Source organism: Fusibacter fontis (assembly GCF_055378735.1).
Genome location: NZ_AP042445.1, coordinates 3,279,879 through 3,299,145 on the forward strand (window position 1 = coordinate 3,279,879; position 19,267 = coordinate 3,299,145).

General features: G+C 36.3%; 18 protein-coding genes and 1 other annotated feature. Of the genes, 12 read left to right on the top strand and 6 right to left on the bottom strand.

Features of this window, described 5'->3' with window-relative positions; translation table 11 throughout:
* The first annotated feature begins 419 nt into the window (after positions 1-419).
* From ACZ41W_RS14875 to leuS, 3 genes are all read left to right on the top strand, one after another.
* Positions 420-2,540 (top strand): endonuclease MutS2, encoded by a 2,121-nt coding sequence (locus tag ACZ41W_RS14875; protein ID WP_464312782.1) that lies wholly within the window; start codon positions 420-422, stop codon positions 2,538-2,540.
* A gap of 64 nt (positions 2,541-2,604) precedes the next feature.
* Positions 2,605-2,922: a YkuS family protein gene (locus ACZ41W_RS14880; RefSeq protein WP_464312783.1), complete on the top strand. Its 318-nt coding sequence runs from the start codon at positions 2,605-2,607 to the stop codon at positions 2,920-2,922.
* An 84-nt stretch (positions 2,923-3,006) separates the two neighbouring features.
* Positions 3,007-3,232 (top strand) — a binding site (T-box leader).
* A 36-nt stretch (positions 3,233-3,268) separates the two neighbouring features.
* On the top strand, positions 3,269-5,677 hold the full coding sequence (gene leuS / locus ACZ41W_RS14885) for a leucine--tRNA ligase (protein ID WP_464312784.1): 2,409 nt from the start codon (positions 3,269-3,271) through the stop codon (positions 5,675-5,677).
* 35 nt (positions 5,678-5,712) lie between these two features.
* On the opposite strand, the gene ACZ41W_RS14890 is transcribed toward leuS, so the two are convergent.
* Positions 5,713-6,468: a winged helix-turn-helix domain-containing protein gene (locus ACZ41W_RS14890; protein WP_464312785.1), complete on the bottom strand. Its 756-nt coding sequence runs from the start codon at positions 6,466-6,468 to the stop codon at positions 5,713-5,715.
* Positions 6,469-6,613: 145 nt separating this feature from the next.
* Here ACZ41W_RS14890 and ACZ41W_RS14895 point away from each other — a divergent pair, with 145 nt between their 5' ends.
* The 3 genes from ACZ41W_RS14895 (at position 6,614) to ACZ41W_RS14905 (ending at position 9,855) form a co-directional block, all read left to right on the top strand.
* The gene (locus ACZ41W_RS14895; protein ID WP_464312786.1) at positions 6,614-7,825 is read left to right on the top strand and encodes a YibE/F family protein; all 1,212 of its coding nucleotides are present in this window, start codon (positions 6,614-6,616) and stop codon (positions 7,823-7,825) included.
* Positions 7,826-7,942: 117 nt separating this feature from the next.
* Positions 7,943-9,040, top strand: coding sequence for an SLC13 family permease (locus ACZ41W_RS14900; RefSeq protein ID WP_464312787.1), 1,098 nt, complete (start codon positions 7,943-7,945; stop codon positions 9,038-9,040).
* Positions 9,041-9,102: 62 nt separating this feature from the next.
* A complete protein-coding gene (locus tag ACZ41W_RS14905; protein WP_464312788.1) occupies positions 9,103-9,855 on the top strand; it encodes an exodeoxyribonuclease III in 753 nt (250 codons plus the stop codon).
* Positions 9,856-9,862: 7 nt separating this feature from the next.
* On the opposite strand, the gene ACZ41W_RS14910 is transcribed toward ACZ41W_RS14905, so the two are convergent.
* Complete coding sequence (locus ACZ41W_RS14910; protein ID WP_464312789.1) at positions 9,863-10,054, bottom strand: DUF4250 domain-containing protein; 192 nt, start codon at positions 10,052-10,054, stop codon at positions 9,863-9,865.
* 276 nt (positions 10,055-10,330) lie between these two features.
* On the opposite strand from ACZ41W_RS14910, the gene ACZ41W_RS14915 reads away from it, so the two are divergent.
* Together ACZ41W_RS14915 and ACZ41W_RS14920 are read left to right on the top strand one after the other, a co-directional pair.
* Positions 10,331-11,707, top strand: a complete 1,377-nt coding sequence (locus ACZ41W_RS14915; RefSeq protein WP_464312790.1) for a hypothetical protein — start codon at positions 10,331-10,333, stop codon at positions 11,705-11,707.
* Positions 11,708-11,709: 2 nt separating this feature from the next.
* Positions 11,710-12,888 (top strand): DUF418 domain-containing protein, encoded by a 1,179-nt coding sequence (locus ACZ41W_RS14920; RefSeq protein WP_464312791.1) that lies wholly within the window; start codon positions 11,710-11,712, stop codon positions 12,886-12,888.
* Here ACZ41W_RS14920 and ACZ41W_RS14925 read toward each other — a convergent pair.
* From ACZ41W_RS14925 to ACZ41W_RS14935, 3 genes are read right to left on the bottom strand one after another with little or no spacing between them, the layout of a single operon-like run.
* Positions 12,866-13,759: a metallophosphoesterase family protein gene (locus ACZ41W_RS14925; RefSeq protein WP_464312792.1), complete on the bottom strand. Its 894-nt coding sequence runs from the start codon at positions 13,757-13,759 to the stop codon at positions 12,866-12,868. The two genes, ACZ41W_RS14920 and ACZ41W_RS14925, sit on opposite strands and share 23 nt — an antisense overlap.
* Before the next feature lie 49 nt (positions 13,760-13,808).
* Positions 13,809-14,693, bottom strand: a complete 885-nt coding sequence (locus ACZ41W_RS14930; RefSeq protein WP_464312793.1) for an ADP-ribosylglycohydrolase family protein — start codon at positions 14,691-14,693, stop codon at positions 13,809-13,811.
* 30 nt (positions 14,694-14,723) lie between these two features.
* Complete coding sequence (locus ACZ41W_RS14935; protein WP_464312794.1) at positions 14,724-15,263, bottom strand: cob(I)yrinic acid a,c-diamide adenosyltransferase; 540 nt, start codon at positions 15,261-15,263, stop codon at positions 14,724-14,726.
* Positions 15,264-15,529: 266 nt separating this feature from the next.
* Between ACZ41W_RS14935 and ACZ41W_RS14940 the strand changes: the two genes are divergently transcribed.
* A complete protein-coding gene (locus ACZ41W_RS14940) occupies positions 15,530-16,393 on the top strand; it encodes a hypothetical protein (protein WP_464312795.1) in 864 nt (287 codons plus the stop codon).
* Between the two features lies 1 nt (position 16,394).
* Entirely contained in the window at positions 16,395-17,057 is a 663-nt protein-coding gene (locus ACZ41W_RS14945; protein ID WP_464312796.1) for a hypothetical protein, read from the top strand.
* 110 nt (positions 17,058-17,167) lie between these two features.
* On the opposite strand, the gene ACZ41W_RS14950 is transcribed toward ACZ41W_RS14945, so the two are convergent.
* Entirely contained in the window at positions 17,168-17,719 is a 552-nt protein-coding gene (locus ACZ41W_RS14950; RefSeq protein ID WP_464312797.1) for a biotin transporter BioY, read from the bottom strand.
* Between the two features lie 228 nt (positions 17,720-17,947).
* Here ACZ41W_RS14950 and ndk point away from each other — a divergent pair, with 228 nt between their 5' ends.
* Both ndk and ACZ41W_RS14960 read left to right on the top strand, forming a co-directional pair.
* The gene (gene ndk / locus ACZ41W_RS14955) at positions 17,948-18,349 is read left to right on the top strand and encodes a nucleoside-diphosphate kinase (protein ID WP_464312798.1); all 402 of its coding nucleotides are present in this window, start codon (positions 17,948-17,950) and stop codon (positions 18,347-18,349) included.
* Positions 18,350-18,598: 249 nt separating this feature from the next.
* Positions 18,599-19,237: a GntR family transcriptional regulator gene (locus ACZ41W_RS14960; RefSeq protein WP_464312799.1), complete on the top strand. Its 639-nt coding sequence runs from the start codon at positions 18,599-18,601 to the stop codon at positions 19,235-19,237.
* Positions 19,238-19,267 lie beyond the last annotated feature (30 nt).

Here is a 19,267-nt window from a genome sequence, read left to right on the forward strand (position 1 = left end):
ACTTATCAGATGCGTATTGTGTTTCTTATTCCATCTCTTTCAATTATAACAAATGGATTACATTGATAAAAGGAATATTGACTCAACTACAAAATTAGACTATACTGCGAGTAGATAGGGAAACTATCTAAATGGAGGTATAATATGAGTGGAGTCGTTCTAAACGCATAACTTAAGATGAGTTTTTTGTACAGGGGCCTTAATTGGCTTAATTGTTGTACGAAAAATTCTAGTTTGGTTTAGAACACTGTGTTTATATACGATAAATTGCTGAGCGATTAAACAACAGACAGTGGGTCTGTTGTTTTTGTTTTTTGTAAGTATGGATTGTTCCTATTTATAATTCCCATTTATAATTTCACATGGTTCTATACCAGACACACGTAAAACTATAAAACTGGTATAAGGAGAAAATGAAAATGAATCAACAAAATAATGATATAACAAATGGTACGATGAAAATAACCGGTACGATGAAAATGAATGAAATTATCAAAGCATCTATTCAGCGTCTTGATTTTGACCAGATCAAGGAAGCGCTAAAAGAATGTGCCGTATCAGATGAGGTTAAACAAACCATCGACCAACTGCCAATTTACACGGACTATTTCCTCATTCAAAGGCATCTTGAGGAAACAACAGAAGCCCGTAAAATTTTAGATGATGCAAGCAGCGTTCCAATTCATAGCTTGCAGGGCATCAAGACGATTATCGATAAGCTTCCAAGACATGAAGTCTTAAGAGTCGCTGAAATTGAAACAATGGGAAATTTTATTAAAGATGCAAATCGCATTAAGAAATTTATGTTAGACAAAGTGCATGTCTCTGAAAAAGTGGCAAATTATGCCCTGAGTATTGTTTCTCTTGAAACGCTTTATAGCGAAATTGTGAGAAGCGTCACATATGGAAGAGTAGATGATAATGCATCGACGGCACTCTCAAAAATACGAAAGAAAATTGAAATTGCAGAAGATCGGATTAAGACAAAAATAAATGATTACTTGGTAAATTCTAAATATGCCAACGTTTTGGCGGATCATGTAGTGAGTCAAAGAAATGGACGATATGTGATTCCTGTTAAAAGCGAACATAAAAAAACTATCGATGGCATGGTACTCGATCGTTCGCGTAGTGGTGGAACGTTTTTCGTTGAACCAGTTGCGATCAAGAAGCTATCAGATGAACTTTCGCAGCTCAGAATTGATGAAGAAAATGAAGTGTATCGAATTATTTCAGAGTTGACAAATAGCATAGCGGATAATTATCCATCTCTACATTTGAATTTTGAAATCATGTCCCATTATGATTTTATCTTCGCAAAAGCAAAGCTATCTCGCCGTTATGAAGCGGTTCCTTGTGTTGTTAATACAAATAAAATCATTCACATCATAGAAGGGCGACATCCTTTGTTGGGACGTGATGCCGTGCCAATGTCGGTGAAACTCACTCAAAAGCAGCGTAATTTAGTGATTACAGGGCCAAATACAGGTGGAAAAACCGTCACCATGAAAACAATCGCGCTCCTTTGTTTGATGACACAAGCAGGGCTACACATCCCATGTGAAAGAGGCACAACGCTCCCAATTTTAGACAAAATACTATGCGATATTGGCGATGGACAAAGCCTTCAGCAAAATTTAAGTACGTTTTCATCACATATTACCAACATTATACAGATTCTAGAGGAATCCACTGAAAATTCGTTATCTATTTTTGACGAGATCGGTTCAGGTACTGACCCTTCAGAAGGTACAGGAATTGGCATTGCAGTACTTGAAGCAATGAATGCAAAATTAGGATTCACATTGACATCGACACATTACAATGAAATTAAGCGATTTGCCACAGAACATCCAGATTTTATCAATGGAAGTATGGGCTTTGACTTGAAAACACTCAAACCCCTCTATCAATTAGAAGTGGGAACGAGTGGTAATAGCAATGCAATTAATATTGCAAGTCGAATTGGTTTGCCAGAAACGCTCGTTAAACGTGCCTATGAAGTGGCGAACAAAGGACAAATGCAGCCTAATCTTATGGTGGAAGGTGCCGATAGTGACGGTATGCAGCTTGCTGACAGTGTGCAGCTTGCTGACGGTATGCAGCTTGCTGACGAAGTGCAGCTTGCTGACAATTTGCAGCTTGCTGACAGTTTGCAGCTTGTAAATGAAGCGTCAGAATCCATAAAGCAAACCACTCAGGAACTCGTATCCATGTCTTCGGAGCTGTCGAAATCGAAGTATGCACCTGCTCCTAAAAGTCAATATAAAGTGGGAGATGTTGTATATGTCAAAACCATGAAAAGACAAGGGACTGTTTGTGAAACGGAGAATAAAAAAGGTGAAATGACACTCTTAATCATGGGAAATCGAGTGAAAGTCAATGTTAAGCGCGTCGCTCCATACATTGATTCTAAGGATTTATATCCTGAAGATTATGACTTGAGTATTGTGATGGAAACTAAAACAGATCGAAAAGTACAAAAAGCGGTGAATAAAGGTAAAAGAGGTGTTATTTTAGAAAAAAGGGGTAATCAATAAATAAGTTTAGAAAAATATATTATTCTAGTTTGATTATTACAAGAATCAAAAGGAGGATGGACTTATGAAAATTGCAATCCAAACAGGAATGGAAAATTTAGAAAACGCATTACAATCAAAAGGATTTGAAGTCGTACCATTTCGAAATGGCGGTGAAAATATCGGAATCACCATTCTCAATGGAATTGATGAAGAATATGAAGAAATGGATCCAGTTACTTTCATGGGCGAAGGTTTAAATCAAATGGTTTTGTTAGATGCCTCAAGACTAGATGAAAATAAAATCATAGAGTACGTTGAAAAATATGGCAATAAAGATAAACTGGATATGAATTCATCATTTGATAGATGGAAAGAAGAAGTGAAAAATACAAAGTTATAAGTTGTTTTGAGAACATCTATAGTCAATTTGAAAACATTTCTTGAAAAACGCCATTTGCTGTATTATAATACTCTCAATGATAATAAAATAGCTATGAAAAGAAGTAGTAGAGTAGATACAATGCATAGAGAACCGCTGGTTGGTGAAAAGCGGAGATTGAATGACTTGAACTCATCTTGGAGCTGTTGATGTAAGTGTTATTTCATTGAGAGATGACGACATGAGCTTCAGCCGGTTTGCGCCGTTACAGCATTGAGTGGATTGCAGTCGCAATCAAATAGAGTGGTAACGCGGGCCCTTCGTCTCTAAACGAAGGGTCCTTTTATTTTTTGAAAGGGGATAGAGTATGAGAGAGTACGAACACAAAGTCATAGAAAAAAAATGGCAAGAAATATGGGATGACAAAGAAGCTTTTAAAGCGAGTAATGATTATTCAAAGCCAAAGTATTTTCCACTAGTGGAGTTTCCATATCCATCAGGACAAGGATTGCATGTAGGTCATCCAAGACCTTATACAGCGCTTGATATCGTTGCAAGAAAGAGAAGATTAGAAGGATATAATGTTTTATATACCATGGGTTGGGATGCATTTGGTTTACCAACTGAAAATTTTGCGATTAAAAACAAAATCCATCCAGCAATTGTCACTGAAAACAACGTCAAGCGATTTAAAGAACAACTTAAAAGTCTAGGGATGTCGTTTGATTGGTCAAGAGAGATTAATACGACAGACCCCCATTATTTTAAGTGGACACAATGGATTTTTATCAAACTTTTTGAAAATGGATTGGCTTATAAAAAAGAAATGGATATCAACTGGTGTACTTCATGTAAGGTAGGTCTTGCAAATGAAGAAGTTGTTGGTGGCGCATGTGAACGTTGTGGTGGTCAAGTTGTCAAACGTGCAAAATCACAATGGATGCTTAAAATTACAGAATATGCGGATCGTTTAATTAGTGATTTAGATGATCTTGATTATATTGAACGCGTTAAAGCACAACAGAAGAACTGGATTGGAAAATCCATCGGAATGGAAGTTGATTTTTCAACTACTGCTGGAGATAAGCTTCGCGTATTTACCACACGGCCTGATACCATTTACGGCGTGACTTACATGGTTGTAAGTCCAGAACACCCTATGATTGAGGAAAGAAAAGATTTGATTGAAAATTACGCTGAACTACTTGAGTACCGCAATTCAGCTAAGTTAAAATCTGACTTTGAAAGAACAGAAATGAATAAAGAAAAAACGGGTGTAATGATCCAAGGTTTAAAAGTAATCAATCCTGCTTCAAAAGAGGAAATTCCAGTGTTTGTTTCAGATTATGTTTTAATGAGTTATGGAACCGGTGCGATCATGGCTGTTCCTGGTCATGATACAAGAGACTGGGAATTTGCAAAAGCATTTAATTTGCCAATTCGAGAAGTTGTTGCTGGTGGAAATGTTGAGTTAGAAGCCTTTACAGATACTGAAGATGGCGTATTGGTGAATTCACCAGTTATCAACGGATTGAGAGTCGCTGAAGCAAAAGAAACTATAGCGAAATTCTTAGAAGATCAAGGAATCGGTACGAGAAAAGTCAACTTCAAATTGAGAGACTGGGTATTTTCAAGACAACGTTATTGGGGAGAACCAATTCCACTCGTAAGCTGCCCAACATGTGGTTGGGTGACGTTACCTGAATCAGAATTGCCATTAACATTACCAGAAGTAGAAAGTTATGAACCAACAGATAATGGCGAATCACCACTAGCGGCTATGACAGATTGGATCAGCACGACATGTCCTAAGTGCGGTGGACACGCTCACCGTGAAACAGATACGATGCCACAATGGGCAGGGTCGAGCTGGTACTTCTTGAGATACTGTGATCCACACAACGATCAAGCGCTTGCAAGTAAAGAAGCTCTTGAATACTGGATGCCTGTAGATTGGTACAATGGCGGAATGGAGCATACAACCCTTCACTTACTTTACTCTAGATTCTGGCACAAATTCTTATTTGATATTGGTGTGGTGAACACGAAAGAACCGTATAACAAAAGAACCTCTCATGGGATGATCATGGGTGAAAATAACGAAAAAATGTCTAAATCAAGGGGCAATGTCGTAAATCCTGATGACATTATCGAAGAGTTTGGCGCCGATACGCTCAGAATGTACGAAATGTTCATCGGAGACTTCGAAAAAAGTGTACCGTGGTCTGAAAACAGCGTTAAAGGTTGTCGAAGATTTTTAGACAGAGTTTGGAATCTTTCAGATGAAATCGTTGAAGGAAACGCGTATTCAAAAGAGCTTGAAGTGCTCATGAATAAAACCATCAAAAAAGTGTCTGAAGACTATGAAACTCTGAAATTTAACACAGCTATCGCTGCCATGATGGGATTGATCAATGATTTTAAACGCGTGGGAACAGTGAATAAAGCAGAGTATAAAACACTTTTAACGCTTCTCAATCCAGTGGCACCCCATGTGACTGAAGAGCTATGGCAACAACTAGGCTTTGAAGGCATGATTATCGATCAAGCATGGCCGAAATACGATCCGAATAAAATCGTCGATGATGTCATCGAAATGGCCGTTCAGATTAATGGTAAAGTAAGAGGTCTGATCCAACTTCCAATCGATGCTACTGCTGAAGAAGCGAAAGCACTTGCAATGGCAGATGATAAAATTAAAATCTTCATCGATGGAAAAACCGTTGTGAAAGAAATCTTTGTTCCAGGAAAAATTTTCAACATCGTCGTTAAATAAACAAAAGGCGTTCCTTCATAGTAAGGGAACGCCTTTTATTTCAGAGACTCTTTGGGTCTAAACTGATACCCTTGATTTCTAACATTGACAATATATGCGTGAGAATCATCCACTTGTGTCAGTTTTTTTCGCAATCGACTGATCTGTGTCATAAGTGCATTGTAGTCGCCACAACTCTTTTGACCTGAGATCATCTGAAACAAATACTCCATCGGAAATACGCGATGAGGATTTTTCGCTAAGGTATAAAAAAGACAGTACTCGGATTGTGTTAAATCGAGTAACTGTTGCTTAAAAATAATTTGCTTTGAAAATGGATCTATTTGAAAATAATCATAGGATGTGTTTTGGTCTCGAGAACTTGTATGAGTATTGATTTTCGAAAGTGTATGTTTTACACGCAGACAATTCAAAATTGGACATGCGTTTAAATCTAGATAATCATCAGCACCCATTTTCAGAGACTTTTCAACCACATCAACTAGATTTGAGTTCGAATACACAAACGTGTAAAGAATGTTAAAATCGTGAATGGATAAAGGTTTATGAGAGCCCTCATCGGTGTCACTAAAAATACGAAGATAGTCCTCTGCTGGTAGAATGAGTAAATTACGATGATTGTAAGAATCACATCTTGACTCATTTATCCATACGTCCGATTCTCCGAAGTAATAAAAGGGGATTGCTTCTTGATTTAGTGTTTTTTTAAGATCATTCATGAAGACTTTTAAAGAAGGGTACTTCTTAAGCTGTTCTTCATGGACGATGCCGATGACTTTATTTATAATCATAATCGAACCTCTTTTAAACGAGAAATCATAAATATAATATAGTATAATTATATACTAACAATTACATAAGTTGCAACTATGAATGTAAAACTTTACCTCTACCTCAAATCAAGCTATAATGAATAAAAAACAATGAAGGTGGCATATGGCAAAAATCATCATCAAAGAAAAGAAGAACAAGACAAAGCATATTCAGACATTGGTCTACATCGCAGTGATTATTTTATCGATTGTTTTTATTTATGTGGGGAATAAAATCGCGAGTCGAGAGATGACTGCATTTGGTGGAGACAATAAAACGGAAGTCGTAAAAGCTGAAATCACAGAAATTGTCGAAGAAATACAGATGGATGTGCCAACGAGTGGAGAAGACACCATTGAAAATAAAGATATTTTGTTTAAGGCGCAAATTCTAGCGGGTAATCGTGAAGGTGAAGAAGTTGAGGCTGTACAAAACATCAACAATTATTTTGCCTTTATGCCAAAAGAAGTTGAAGTTGGCGATAAAATTTTGATGTATCAGATCTCGAGTGAACAATATAGCATTGATTGGGTGTATGGTGAATATTTAAGAACAGACAAACTATTGATATTAGCGCTTGTTTTTGCAGGATTAATATTACTATTTGGTAGACTTAAAGGACTTCAAACACTTGTTTCTTTAGTGTTTACAGTGCTAGCAGTTTTTATGGTGTTTATTCCTGCAGTCCTTTCTGGATATAATATCTACTTTTGGTCTATTTTAGTATGTCTTTATTCAACTGTTATGACATTAGTGATTGTCAGTGGTGTGAATTTGAAGACACTGGTTTCAATTATTGGATGTATGAGTGGTGTCACAATTTCAGCAGTACTTGTTGTTATAATGGACTATGCGCTCAAATTAACAGGATTTATCGACGAAGAATCCGTTTATCTTTTAATGATGAACCCTGAGAATCCAATTGATTTAAAAGCCATTATATTTGGAGCGATTGTCATTGGTGCGATGGGTGCGATTATGGACGTCGCTATGTCGATTTCATCAGCACTTTATGAGATGAGAGAAAAGTATGATGCGACAACGTTTGGACAATTGGTGAGTTCAGGAATGACCATTGGTAGAGATATCATGGGAACCATGGCAAATACGTTGGTTTTAGCTTATATAGGAGGATCACTTTCAATTGTCCTTTTGTTAATTACGTATTCCTCATCGGTACTTGACTTGCTCAACCGAGAGATGGTTATCGTCGAAATGCTTCAAGCCGTTGTGGGAAGTATGGGAATTCTATTGACGTTGCCACTAACTGCAATTGTAGCAGGGCTTTTGTACGCGAAAAAGCCAGATACAAAGCGATTGAGAAATAAAGTCTAAATAATAGAATAAAGTCTAAATAATAGAATAAAGTCTAAATAATAGAATAAAGTCTAAATAATAGAATAAAGTCTAAATAATAGAATAAAGTCTGATGATATGACTGAGAGCGTGTCTATGTTAAAAGTTATAAAAAATAAATTTTTCGAGGAAGTCGTGTTTTTCATCGCACTATTGATGGCGACCGTTACTGGTTTTTTTGCAAAGTTCAATTTTGAAGCGATTGACTTAAATGTCCTAGGAATCTTGACGACTTTAATGCTCATCACCTTGGCATTTGAAAAATATGGACTGCTAGAATCAATTGCGATGTGGGTGTTAGAAAAAGTGAATAGCGAACGAAAGACTGCTGCAATGATGACGATTTTGACGGCTATTTTAGCCATGTTCATCACAAATGACGTCGCGCTTATCACGGTTGTTCCAATTACAATCATTATGAGTAAAAAGGTGGGGTTTGATCCCTATAAAATTATCGTACTTGAGGCTATTGCAGCCAATATTGGTTCGAGCTTAACACCATTTGGCAATCCACAGAATTTGTTTATTTACAATTTTTATCATATGGATGTTGTAGCATTTGTCTTGACGATTGCGCCATTTGTTTTTATGGGACTTGGTCTTTTAATCTTGCCGATTATGAGGATACAGTCGAATCCATTTGAAAAGGTACATTTAAGAGAACAGATGAAACCACATAAACTTTTGTTGGCTTATGGTACTTTGTTTGTTATCACAATTGCCATCATTGTTCTTAGATTGAATATAGTCTACATGCTCATAGCAGTTTCTGCTCTCGTCTTGATAAAAGACCGCGAGTTATTTAAGTCGTTAGATTATTTTTTGCTTGGAACGTTTATTTGCTTTTTTATCTTTGTGGATCACATCAATCAGTTCACGTGGATCAAACAATCGGTCAATCAGATATTAAAAACAGACATGCAAATTTTTCTCACCAGTAGTATGCTCTCGCAAGGTATCAGCAATGTTCCTGCGACGATTTTACTCAGTGCATTTGTGTCATCTCCAAACGCTTTACTGGTTGGTGTATGCGTTGGAGGCTTGGGAACGATGATTGCTTCACTGGCAAACTTGATTGCATTTAAATACTATGCCAAACAGTATCGAACCAGAAGGTATCATCGATATTTTCTCATGATAAATGTAGGGATGTTGCTATTTTTCATGGGCATCTTTACATGGTTTTATTGGTAAACGATTTTTTAGTTGAATTGTTATAAATACTGCCGTCGGCAGGCGGATAAGGAGGATGAGTCATGAAATTTATTAACTGGAATGTCAATGGTTTGAGAGCTTGTATGACCAAGGGCTTTTTAGAGTATTTTAAAGAAGAAGATGCAGATTTCTTTTGTTTACAAGAGATTAAATTGCAAGAGGGTCAAATTGATCTAGAACTTGAAGGATATTATCAATATTGGAACTATGCCGTGAAAAAAGGGTATTCTGGTACAGCAATTTTCACGAAACATGAACCCATCAGTGTAGCACTTGGACTCGGGATTGAAGAGCACGATCAAGAAGGCCGCGTGATTACCCTTGAATATTCTGATTTTTATTTGGTCACCGTTTATACGCCTAATTCGAAAAGTGAACTAGAGCGTTTAGAGTACAGAACGCATTGGGAAGATGATTTTAGACAGTATTTGAAGCGATTAGAAGTAGCTAAACCCGTGATTGTATGCGGAGACCTCAACGTCGCTCACAAGGAAATTGACCTTAAAAATCCCAAAACCAATCAAAGAAGCGCAGGTTTTACGGTTGAAGAACGAGGAAAAATGACCGAACTGATTGAAGCTGGATTCGTGGACACATTTAGATACTTTTATCCAGATTTGAAGGATGCATATACTTGGTGGTCGTATTTTGGAAAAGCGAGAGAAAAAAATGTAGGATGGAGAATTGACTATTTCTTAGCGTCAGAATCTCTCATCCCACGATTTAAAAGTGCGGCGATTCGAAGTGAAATTCACGGAAGCGATCACTGTCCGGTGGTGTTTGAACTGAATTAAGCGAAGGTTATTTTTCGCTATGAAACTGATTGGATTTTGCATCATAACGAAAACCTGCTGAATTTAAAGTATCGTTGAGGGCGTCTTTATCCAGTTCCAAATCATCGCATAGCTGATCGAGATCACTATAAAAGTCTCTGAGTTTCATATTGATGGTACCCACGAGAATCACTGGATCATGAGGTAATTCGTATTCCATAATAAGCCTCCTTGGAATTTGTAGTTAAGAATTTAGTTGCTGAAGAATGCAGTCACTGAAGAATCATGCAGTCACTGAAAAATCATGTCGTGAAATTGTGGACATTGACTCAGTGACTTCTTTATTTTACCCAATAGTTCATTTCTTTATTCATGAAGAGTTACTAAGATTATAAGACAATTTTAATGATTTTTATAGGTGAATTTGTGATATAATAGTCAAAGTTATCAGCATTTATTTAGGTTGGATACACAAAAGGATATTTAGGAGGATTTTATGAACAAAAAATTGATTATTGCACTAATTGCAACGATTGCAGTTGTTGTGACTGGTGTGGTTGGCTTCACTGTTGTTAAAGGGATCATGATTAAGAGCGACCCAGTTAATTACATGGTTTACAGTATGACACATAATTCGCATTCTGCTGTAGATACAAGTTTTTCGGCTAATTTTGATGTAGATGATGAAGCACTTGCTACTTATATGAGTTATTACTCAACAGAACCTGAAGCGATGGCAGAACTTGTATCTAAGATGCTTGCACGCGTATCGATTGATGGAAATGTTAAATCAAAATTTGACATGGATGAAAAAGAATTATCTTTTTATGAAAGTGTTCAATTGAGCTATTCAAATAAATCCGTTTTAGATATGTACATCAACATGCAAGATGAGCAAATGCTTATCGGTAGCGAGATGGCAATGGAAAAACCATTAGGTCTTACAAAAGCAGAATTATTTGATTATATCTATGAGATGAATGGCATCGACTTAAGTAAAGTTGACTTAGATAAATACATGGATCTCTTGGATATGAAAGATGATGCTGAATATAAGAAATTTCTTAAAAATGGCGATGAATATCAAGAAATCCTTAAAAAGCATTTAGATAACTTTGAAAAAGATGGCAAAGAAAAAATTGAGTTAAGCAATGGCGATACAGTGAAATGTGACATCATTGAAGGTGACCTTTCACTTGATGAAATGATGGAGCTTTATATTGATCTTTTGGAAGAAATTAAAAATGATGATGAATTAAAAGAATTAATCCAAGCGAAAGCTGTTGAAATGATTGAACTGGCTATTTCTTCAAAAGACTATGAAGTGCTTGGCGTTGAAAAAGAAGTTCTTAAATCGTTGATTGATTCAATTGATACTGAGTTTGATGCAGCTTATGAAGAAGGTATTGATACACTTATTTCGACTTATAGTGAAGCGCTTTATTCGATGTCTGAAGTGCCAATGGATGATTTGAAATATAATATTCGCATTGCAATCGATAGACATTATGATATTCGACAAGTTGTATTGTCAATGGATATTATGGGATTTGCATTTGAACAAACAGTTACGATGAACGCATTTGACGGAGATGTTAAGTTTGATAAAATGCCAAAAGCTGATGATACAGTGCGTTTACTTGAACTTGCTGAAGATCCTTATATGGCAGAGACGTTTGGTACAGATTTAGTGGCTACTGGACTTACCAATATTCTTGAAAGCGATGTTGTGGATACCTTTATGGAAGATTTAGAGAAAGATTCTGAATCGCTTTCAGAAGATACACGCATGAGCATTATGTCTTTAGTGGATTATTTTAAAACTAACAGAGATTCACTCAAAGATATGTTGTTACAAATGATGGGCTTATAGTCATGAACCTTCCTGTTGATGGAAAAAATAGAGTGATTCAAGTGGATATCGTTCGAGGTTTTGCCTTGTTCGGTGTTCTACTTGTTAATTTAACGATGATAGATGCGACGATTTATACGCATCTATCTTCTCCTTTTTTGCTAAAGGGCATCGGAAATCAACTATCTGCATGGGCAATTCACGTGTTCGCATCTGGTAAGTTCTATACTTTGTTTTCAATGTTATTTGGATTGAGTTTTTACCTGTTTATGAATAAATCCAATCAACAACCTGTGTCATCGGTGTTATTCGTCAAACGATTGATATTTCTCTTTTTCTTAGGATGTATGCATCTTGTCTTTGTCTGGTACGGAGATATCTTGTTGACGTATGCAGTGACAGGTGCAATACTTTTGATGCTTCATAAACGCTCAGATCAATCGCTGATGAGAACGGCAGTCATCTTATTGATTCTTATATCTGTCCTATATGCGAGCTTTTCGGTAGATAGTTTTCACTATTCGAGTGATGGCGATTCATCTTTACAGGCGATATCTTTATCTGAAAAAGAAGCACAAAATTACTATTCACAGTCATCATATGCTCAAATGGTTCAGTATCGATTCAACGAGGAAATTCCACTCGTACTTTCGAATCTCTTAATTATTGTGCCTAAAATACTTGCGCTTTTTATATTCGGGTATCTCATTGGGCGAAAAAAAATTTTCACGAATTTAGAGGCAAATATGCCGAAAATCGTAAAAATTTGGACTGTAACAGGGATTCTTTCTTTGATTTCAATAGGTCTTTACACGGCGGTAATCACGGGTATACTAGTGAAAAAGGCTGTTTGGATTGGTTTTCTTGCAGATGAGCTTCTGACCTTTATGCTAGCAGTGTTTTATATGACATCACTGATACGGTTATATGCAAATAAACACTGGAAAAAGCCGTTAACATTACTAAAATATCCAGGTCAGATGGCACTCACGAACTACTTAGTACAAACCATCACTGTTACCACTTTCATCAATGGATATGGCGCAGGATGGTTCGGTAAGATTGAGTATTGGCAATATGTGCCTATCGCAATTGCCTTTTTTACACTACAAATCTTTGCGAGTCGTTTGTGGCTCATGCGCTTTAAGCAAGGCCCAGTTGAGTGGGTCTGGAGAAAGTTTACTTACATGAAAATTCACTAAGATTTCTAGGTCCGCGCATGGTGTGTCGGATGATTTTTAAATTGCCGTCGTCGCTTGGTTCAATTCTCCATTCGACGAGGGCTATTTTATTGTCGTAAATCTCAATACCGGTGATATTTCGTGGATGGATGCAACAGCCAGTGTTGAAATAAGGGACTTCATCAGGTTTTGGAAATTTTGGACGATGGGTGTGTCCAACGATTAAGACTTTGTTGTGGAGCTTGATAAATTTTGAGTAATTGACTTCGATTTTATGTCGCTTATGCGCATTCTTGGCTGGACTTGCAGGATTTTGAAATCCGACAATGTGAAAAAAACGCCAGAAATAACGGCTCATAAATCGCGTTACTGGCCATGCTTGGTCATTAATAAAGTCGCCCTGATGCCCATGTACAGCAAACAATTCAACGTTAAGGTTAGAATTTTTTAACACGAGGCCTTCATAAATTTGAATATCCTTAAATAACTCACTTTCAGTTTCTTCGTATTCATCATAGAAATAATATAGATTTTTTTGAACATATAGTGGGTTTTTGAGGATGATATTGTGATTCCCATAGAGCATAATGAAACGATGATCTTGATGAAAGGCACGAAGTGTCATAAAAACATCACTATGCGCATACCGAATGACATGATATTTACTTTGCTCCCAGAGTTCGTCACCATCGCCAACTTCTACATAGGTATATCCGTTATTATAATAATATTGAAGAGCATGCTTATAAATGTTTTGATTGTGAGCAAACTCATCTGAAAGGCTATTGTCGCCTCGGTGGACATCGCTAAAAAATACAAATTTCGAACGCTGATCAAACTCAAGTGTTTTTGATTGTTTGTAAGCACCCAATAAGCGCTGCATGGTTCGCATAAGTACCTCCGTAAGATAGCAGAAAAGGGCACCTTTCGGCACCCCATTACTAAATGGGCTTTCTCATAGCAAAATTGTGAATGAGGGCATAGTCGTTCAAACTTTCGATCAGTTGAATCGGTATATTCGAATAACCGTGAACAGCTCCTAAAATCATGCCGATGAACATGCCTCTTGAGGCAGTATCGCCGCCGCATTGAGCATTTTGATAGAGCGCTTCTGTAAAGTCATCTTGATACTTGAGCATGAGATAAAGTGCGGATGGAAATGCAAAGCGACTTGAACTCACTTGTCCAATATCTTTTACAACATCAAAAGTATCTTCATTCATGCGAGTTAACAAACGCTTATAGACAGTGGCGATGATTGAATACTTTTGTGCAAGGTACTCAATTGCTTCCGTCAATGATTTACCATCAAGTACTTCGAATACTAAGTCTTTGACAATGGCACATAGCTGAATTAAAAATTCGTTGTTATGTGTCAAACGTGTTTGAAGTTCAATATATTTAGGTAACTCTAAATCACTACAATGATAAAAAATGAGTGGTGCGATACGAGCTAATCCACCTAGATCATCAGAAGACGACCCTTTTTTAGTGCCGCTGTCTAGTAGGCTCAATGATTCTTTTGTGGCGTTGTCGATATACCCCTCGTAATTACGCATATGGGTGATCCAGTGAAGTTTAAAAGCATTGATTGAAAACGTATTTTCAGAAGCAATACTTTTCAAAAGCAATAAACTTTGATCACCAATATGAGTAAAATCTCCTTTTATTTTGCCATAGTTTAAGCTGTTTTTAATGGGTAATCTGTATGTTTCTTTCAGATTCCTATCTTGTATGAGTTTTTCTTTATCATAAATTCCGTTGTAACTTAAGGCATACGCATCGCCGACGAAAGCGCCAAAGAGCAAACCCTTTAAACGTTCCATACAAGCTCCTTTCGTCAGTTGGTGAGCGTATTATTTTTTAAAATCTACAAAAATGCGTTCCGTTTCAGAATAGCGAGCCATGGCATAGAGCGCATCTGAAAAACGGTTAATATATTTAATGAGAATCGGTCTAATTTGGGTTTCTTCATGAAGTGTAAGAACACGTCTTTCTGCACGTCTGCAGATTGACCGAGATACATGAAGAGCAGCACTTAACAAATTACTTCCGGGAATGATAAATTTAGAGGCATCTTCTTTCCCGATTTTTTCTAAATAAGAGTCAATGACATGCTCGAGCCAATCGACATCGGACTGCATGATTTTCTCGGGAAAATTTTCTCCGACAGTAGTAGCGAGTTCGCCAGCTACATTGAAGAGTGCACGTTGCATTTTTAGTATAATTTCGGTAATTTCATCGTCTTGACTAAATTGTCTTGCTAACCCTAAAGAAGAATTGAGTTCATCAATTGTTCCATAACTTTCAACACGTATTGAATCTTTTGGTACTCTTGCGCCGTCATATAAACTAGTCTCTCCGCTATCGCCAGTTCGTGTGTATATTTTTAGCATAAATCCTCCTTAAATTAGTGTGGTTATTTACATTATGTACCCTAAAAGAATGAAAAACAACTTTTTTGATAGATTTAAGGTAGAATTTACAAAAGCACATGTTATAATAATAATGAGGGGGAATTTTTTATTTCAACATGACAAAAGAAAGGGAGATTTAAACCTTTTTATCAGTGCATAAATATCCACGCATATGTTGAAATGATGAGTTTGCTAAATGTTATGAAGATTCAGACAAAATATGCGAATGAATACTGGAGGTTAACATGATTGGTAAATATGATCATATTACAGAATACTTTGAAAATTCTTTTGAATTATCACGCATTAACAAATTACCGATTACGGATAAGTTCAAATTGATCAATTATATTAAGTTAGTAAGCAAAGCCAATGATATTGCAAAGGGTAAAAATATTGATGCAATTACTGAATCGCCAATTTATAACATGGATAAGACATTTCACTTGTTCATCTCGTTGTTAGCATCAGAAATTTCTACAGAAGTTATTTCAGATATTATTGAATGCTATGCGTATAACTTTGACGAAAGCGACGTTTATTATGCAAAAATAGTGATATTGGGTTCTGGTGCATTGATGATTCAAAAAGGTATCGAGACCAATGCGATCATCAGTTATCTCATTTCGTTATTAGGAGATGAGTTCTTAAAAAATAACCACCAAAGAATTTTTGGTGAACGCAATGAGTTTTCACTTGAAGGCGAGCATGAAATTAATATTAAATACAAAAATTATGATATGACTTTCCGTCAAATGAAATATGACCTATTGGCACTTCGCCAAATCAAAAACGATCTTGGAAGTGAAAAAGTTCGTGAAATTATTTTTAAACAGTATGATAATAAAGATTTGAGGCTGTATTATTCGCTATTGGATGTTCACGATAAGAAAATTTCAGAGTATTTATATCGAAAACTTATGAAAAATGCACCTAAGATGGATCGATTTTTATTGACTGCAACGCGATGCATGATTTATGATATTGATATTTTAGACACGCATTATTTACTTAATGCAGTGATTGGAAAGTATACTGATTTTACAAAACCTTATAGCGAAGTGATTAAAGAAATTAAATTGAGAGAGACAGAGATATTAGGAAATTAACATGAAACGACGAACAAAGTGGATGTATTTATTGACCTTACTCATCATTTCGCTCTTACAGATGGCATTTAATCGACCTTTAGTTGGTCTGATTCTAATGATATTTTCTCTTATTTCATTTATCGTGATTGAAAAAAGAGAAATGAGACGACAATTCTATCGCTGTTTACGCTATTTGTATGTTTGTACGGATATACAGGCTTATCGAGAAGAAGTCAATCGATATAAAGCAAGTCGAATAGTGGTAAATAATGATGCTTATTTAGTCTTTTTAAATCTTTTGAATCGGTATTATTCTGGTGAAAGAGTGGGATTATGGGATGAATTAAATGCTCTAAATGCTTCGAAAGATCTTGAGTTCTGGAAGGAAAGTTATTTGTGGCAGTTGCAGAAAGAGCTAATAAGAATTCAGAACATGGAGCGTATGATAAGATATGTCCCTAGTGAGTTCAAAGGGCTGGCAGAAGATCGATGGACAATTGCGAAAGTCTTGTCACAACCGAAGTTAACTGAGGCAATTATCCATGAGTTGAGAGAAACAGTTGGCGGGAATTTGATGATTGCAGAGTTGACCATAGAACTTTCAAAATTAGCAGATACGCCAAGACTCAAACAGTACTATCAGCACGCAGCTCAGAATTTAAGTAAAAATTTAAGTTTATAATCACAGTCCCACGACTATAAAACAAGAACAATGGAAATAGGGAATCAAATAAAAAAAGTTCAAGGAATGGAGACAACTCGCACCTTGAACTTTTTTATAGTTTAGGAAATTTATAAAAGTTTATTTAAACGTCGTCTAGTTGGGTAAGCAATAGACAAAGCAATTGCAGCTTTTAGTAAATCAAGAGGGATATATGGAAGACTTCCTACTAAAAAAGCTTTTGACATGGAAAAATCCAGTACGAGAGCCAATTGTATTGTCCCGATGATATAGACGATTGCAATTGGTAAAATCAAGGCAAAAGCATTGTAAACAAAAAACAATTTTTTGTTAGATTCTGCACGCTTCACAAAGTAACCCATTATAAATGCAGCGATAGGAAATGCAAGAAGGTAACCCCCGGTTGGACCTGTAAAAACACCCGGTCCTGAAGCGCCTCCAGCAAATATTGGAAGTCCCACAAGTCCCAATAACAAATAAATCACAATCGAAACAAAACCGAGACCACCGCCCAAAATTGCACCAGATAGCAAAACGCCTAACATCTGAAGCGTGATGGGCACTGGAGAGAATGGAAGGGGGATGGCAGGTAAAACACCCATAACAGCTGTAATTGCAGCAAACATACTTGCTAATATCATTGATTTCGTCTTCATTTTCATATGGATTCTCCTAAATAATTCATGATTTATAATACAAAGAACACGTTTCATGAGTAGTATACAGGATGGTTTTGTCTATTGTCAACCTTAAATATCCTCAGGTTGACAATCGTATTTATAATTATTTTTGATAGTGATGTGTTAATCATAATTTGTTAATCGTAGTTTGTTAAAATCAATACAAATAATCAATATTTATTTTTATGTCAATCTCAATGGAGGCTTGGAATGGAAAAAACACTCGTCATTATTAAACCAGATGCAGTGAGTCGTAAACTTGTTGGACACATTATCCAAAAGTATGAAGAAAAAGGTCTGACAATTTCAGCGATGAAAATGTTGATGGCGACAGATGAAATTCTAGAAAAACACTATGCGGAACATGTGGATAAGGCATTTTATCCATCGCTTGTTACTTTTATGAAATCTGGACCTATGGTGGTCGTGATGATCGAAGGTGAGCAGTCAATTGAAGTGATTCGCAAAATTCATGGCGCCACCGATCCGTTAAAGGCGGAAACTGGATCAATAAGAGGGCAATATGCAGCTTCTAAAACTGAAAACTGCGTACATGGCTCAGATTCGCCTGAAAGTGCGAAAAGAGAATGTGACATTTGGTTTGGTCATTAATGAAGATTTACCCAAAAGTTACGTTTTATACCATAAGGTGCATTAAATCAATAAAGGTTTTTATAAGAATATTGTATACATTTAGCTAAAATATTGTGAACCATAGCAAAAAGTGATAGTCTAAATATATAGCTGATATATCAGCTGACATTTCATAGAGAATCTACGTTGAATTGTTGCTATTGGTTTCATGATGGGTTTCGTGTATAATATAGGGAAAATATAAATTCTACTGACATGAGGATGTGTATGATTAAACAATCAAAACCCTTAATTTACGAGGAACTAAAAAGAAGAATTATTGAGCTTGAGATGAAACCTGGCGATCCAATTATTGAAAAAGATCTCAGTTTTGAATTCGGTGTGAGCAGAACGCCAGTGAGAGAGGCTTTAATCAAATTGACACAAATTGATTTGGTTGAGTTTAGACCACGTGTAGGAACGTTTGTGACACAAATCGATATTGCGACAGTCAAAAGTGCTTACGAAGTGAAGAAAAACTTAGAAGCCTTTGCAGCTGAACTCGCAGCAAAACGTGCATCAGAAGAAGAGATTGAGATGCTATTTCAAATTATCGACCGATTCTCCACCTATGACTTAGTCAAGGATTATAAACTGTGTATTCAAGATGACCAATTGTTTCACGAAATCATTAGACGTGCTTCACGTAACGACATTCTAATTGAAACGCTGGATATGCTCAATACGAAAACCGCGCGCTTTTTACAATCCATACATTATGTGATTCAGCAATATGATGGACTTATTGATTCGTTTAAAAGCATTGCAGGTGCTATTAAAAACCGCGATGCGCAAGAAGCAAGAACTCAGACAGAAGAACATACGCGTTTATTCCTTGAAGAAATGTCAAAGAACTTCTTTGCATAAGCAAAGCGTTACATTTTAGGAGGATAAATC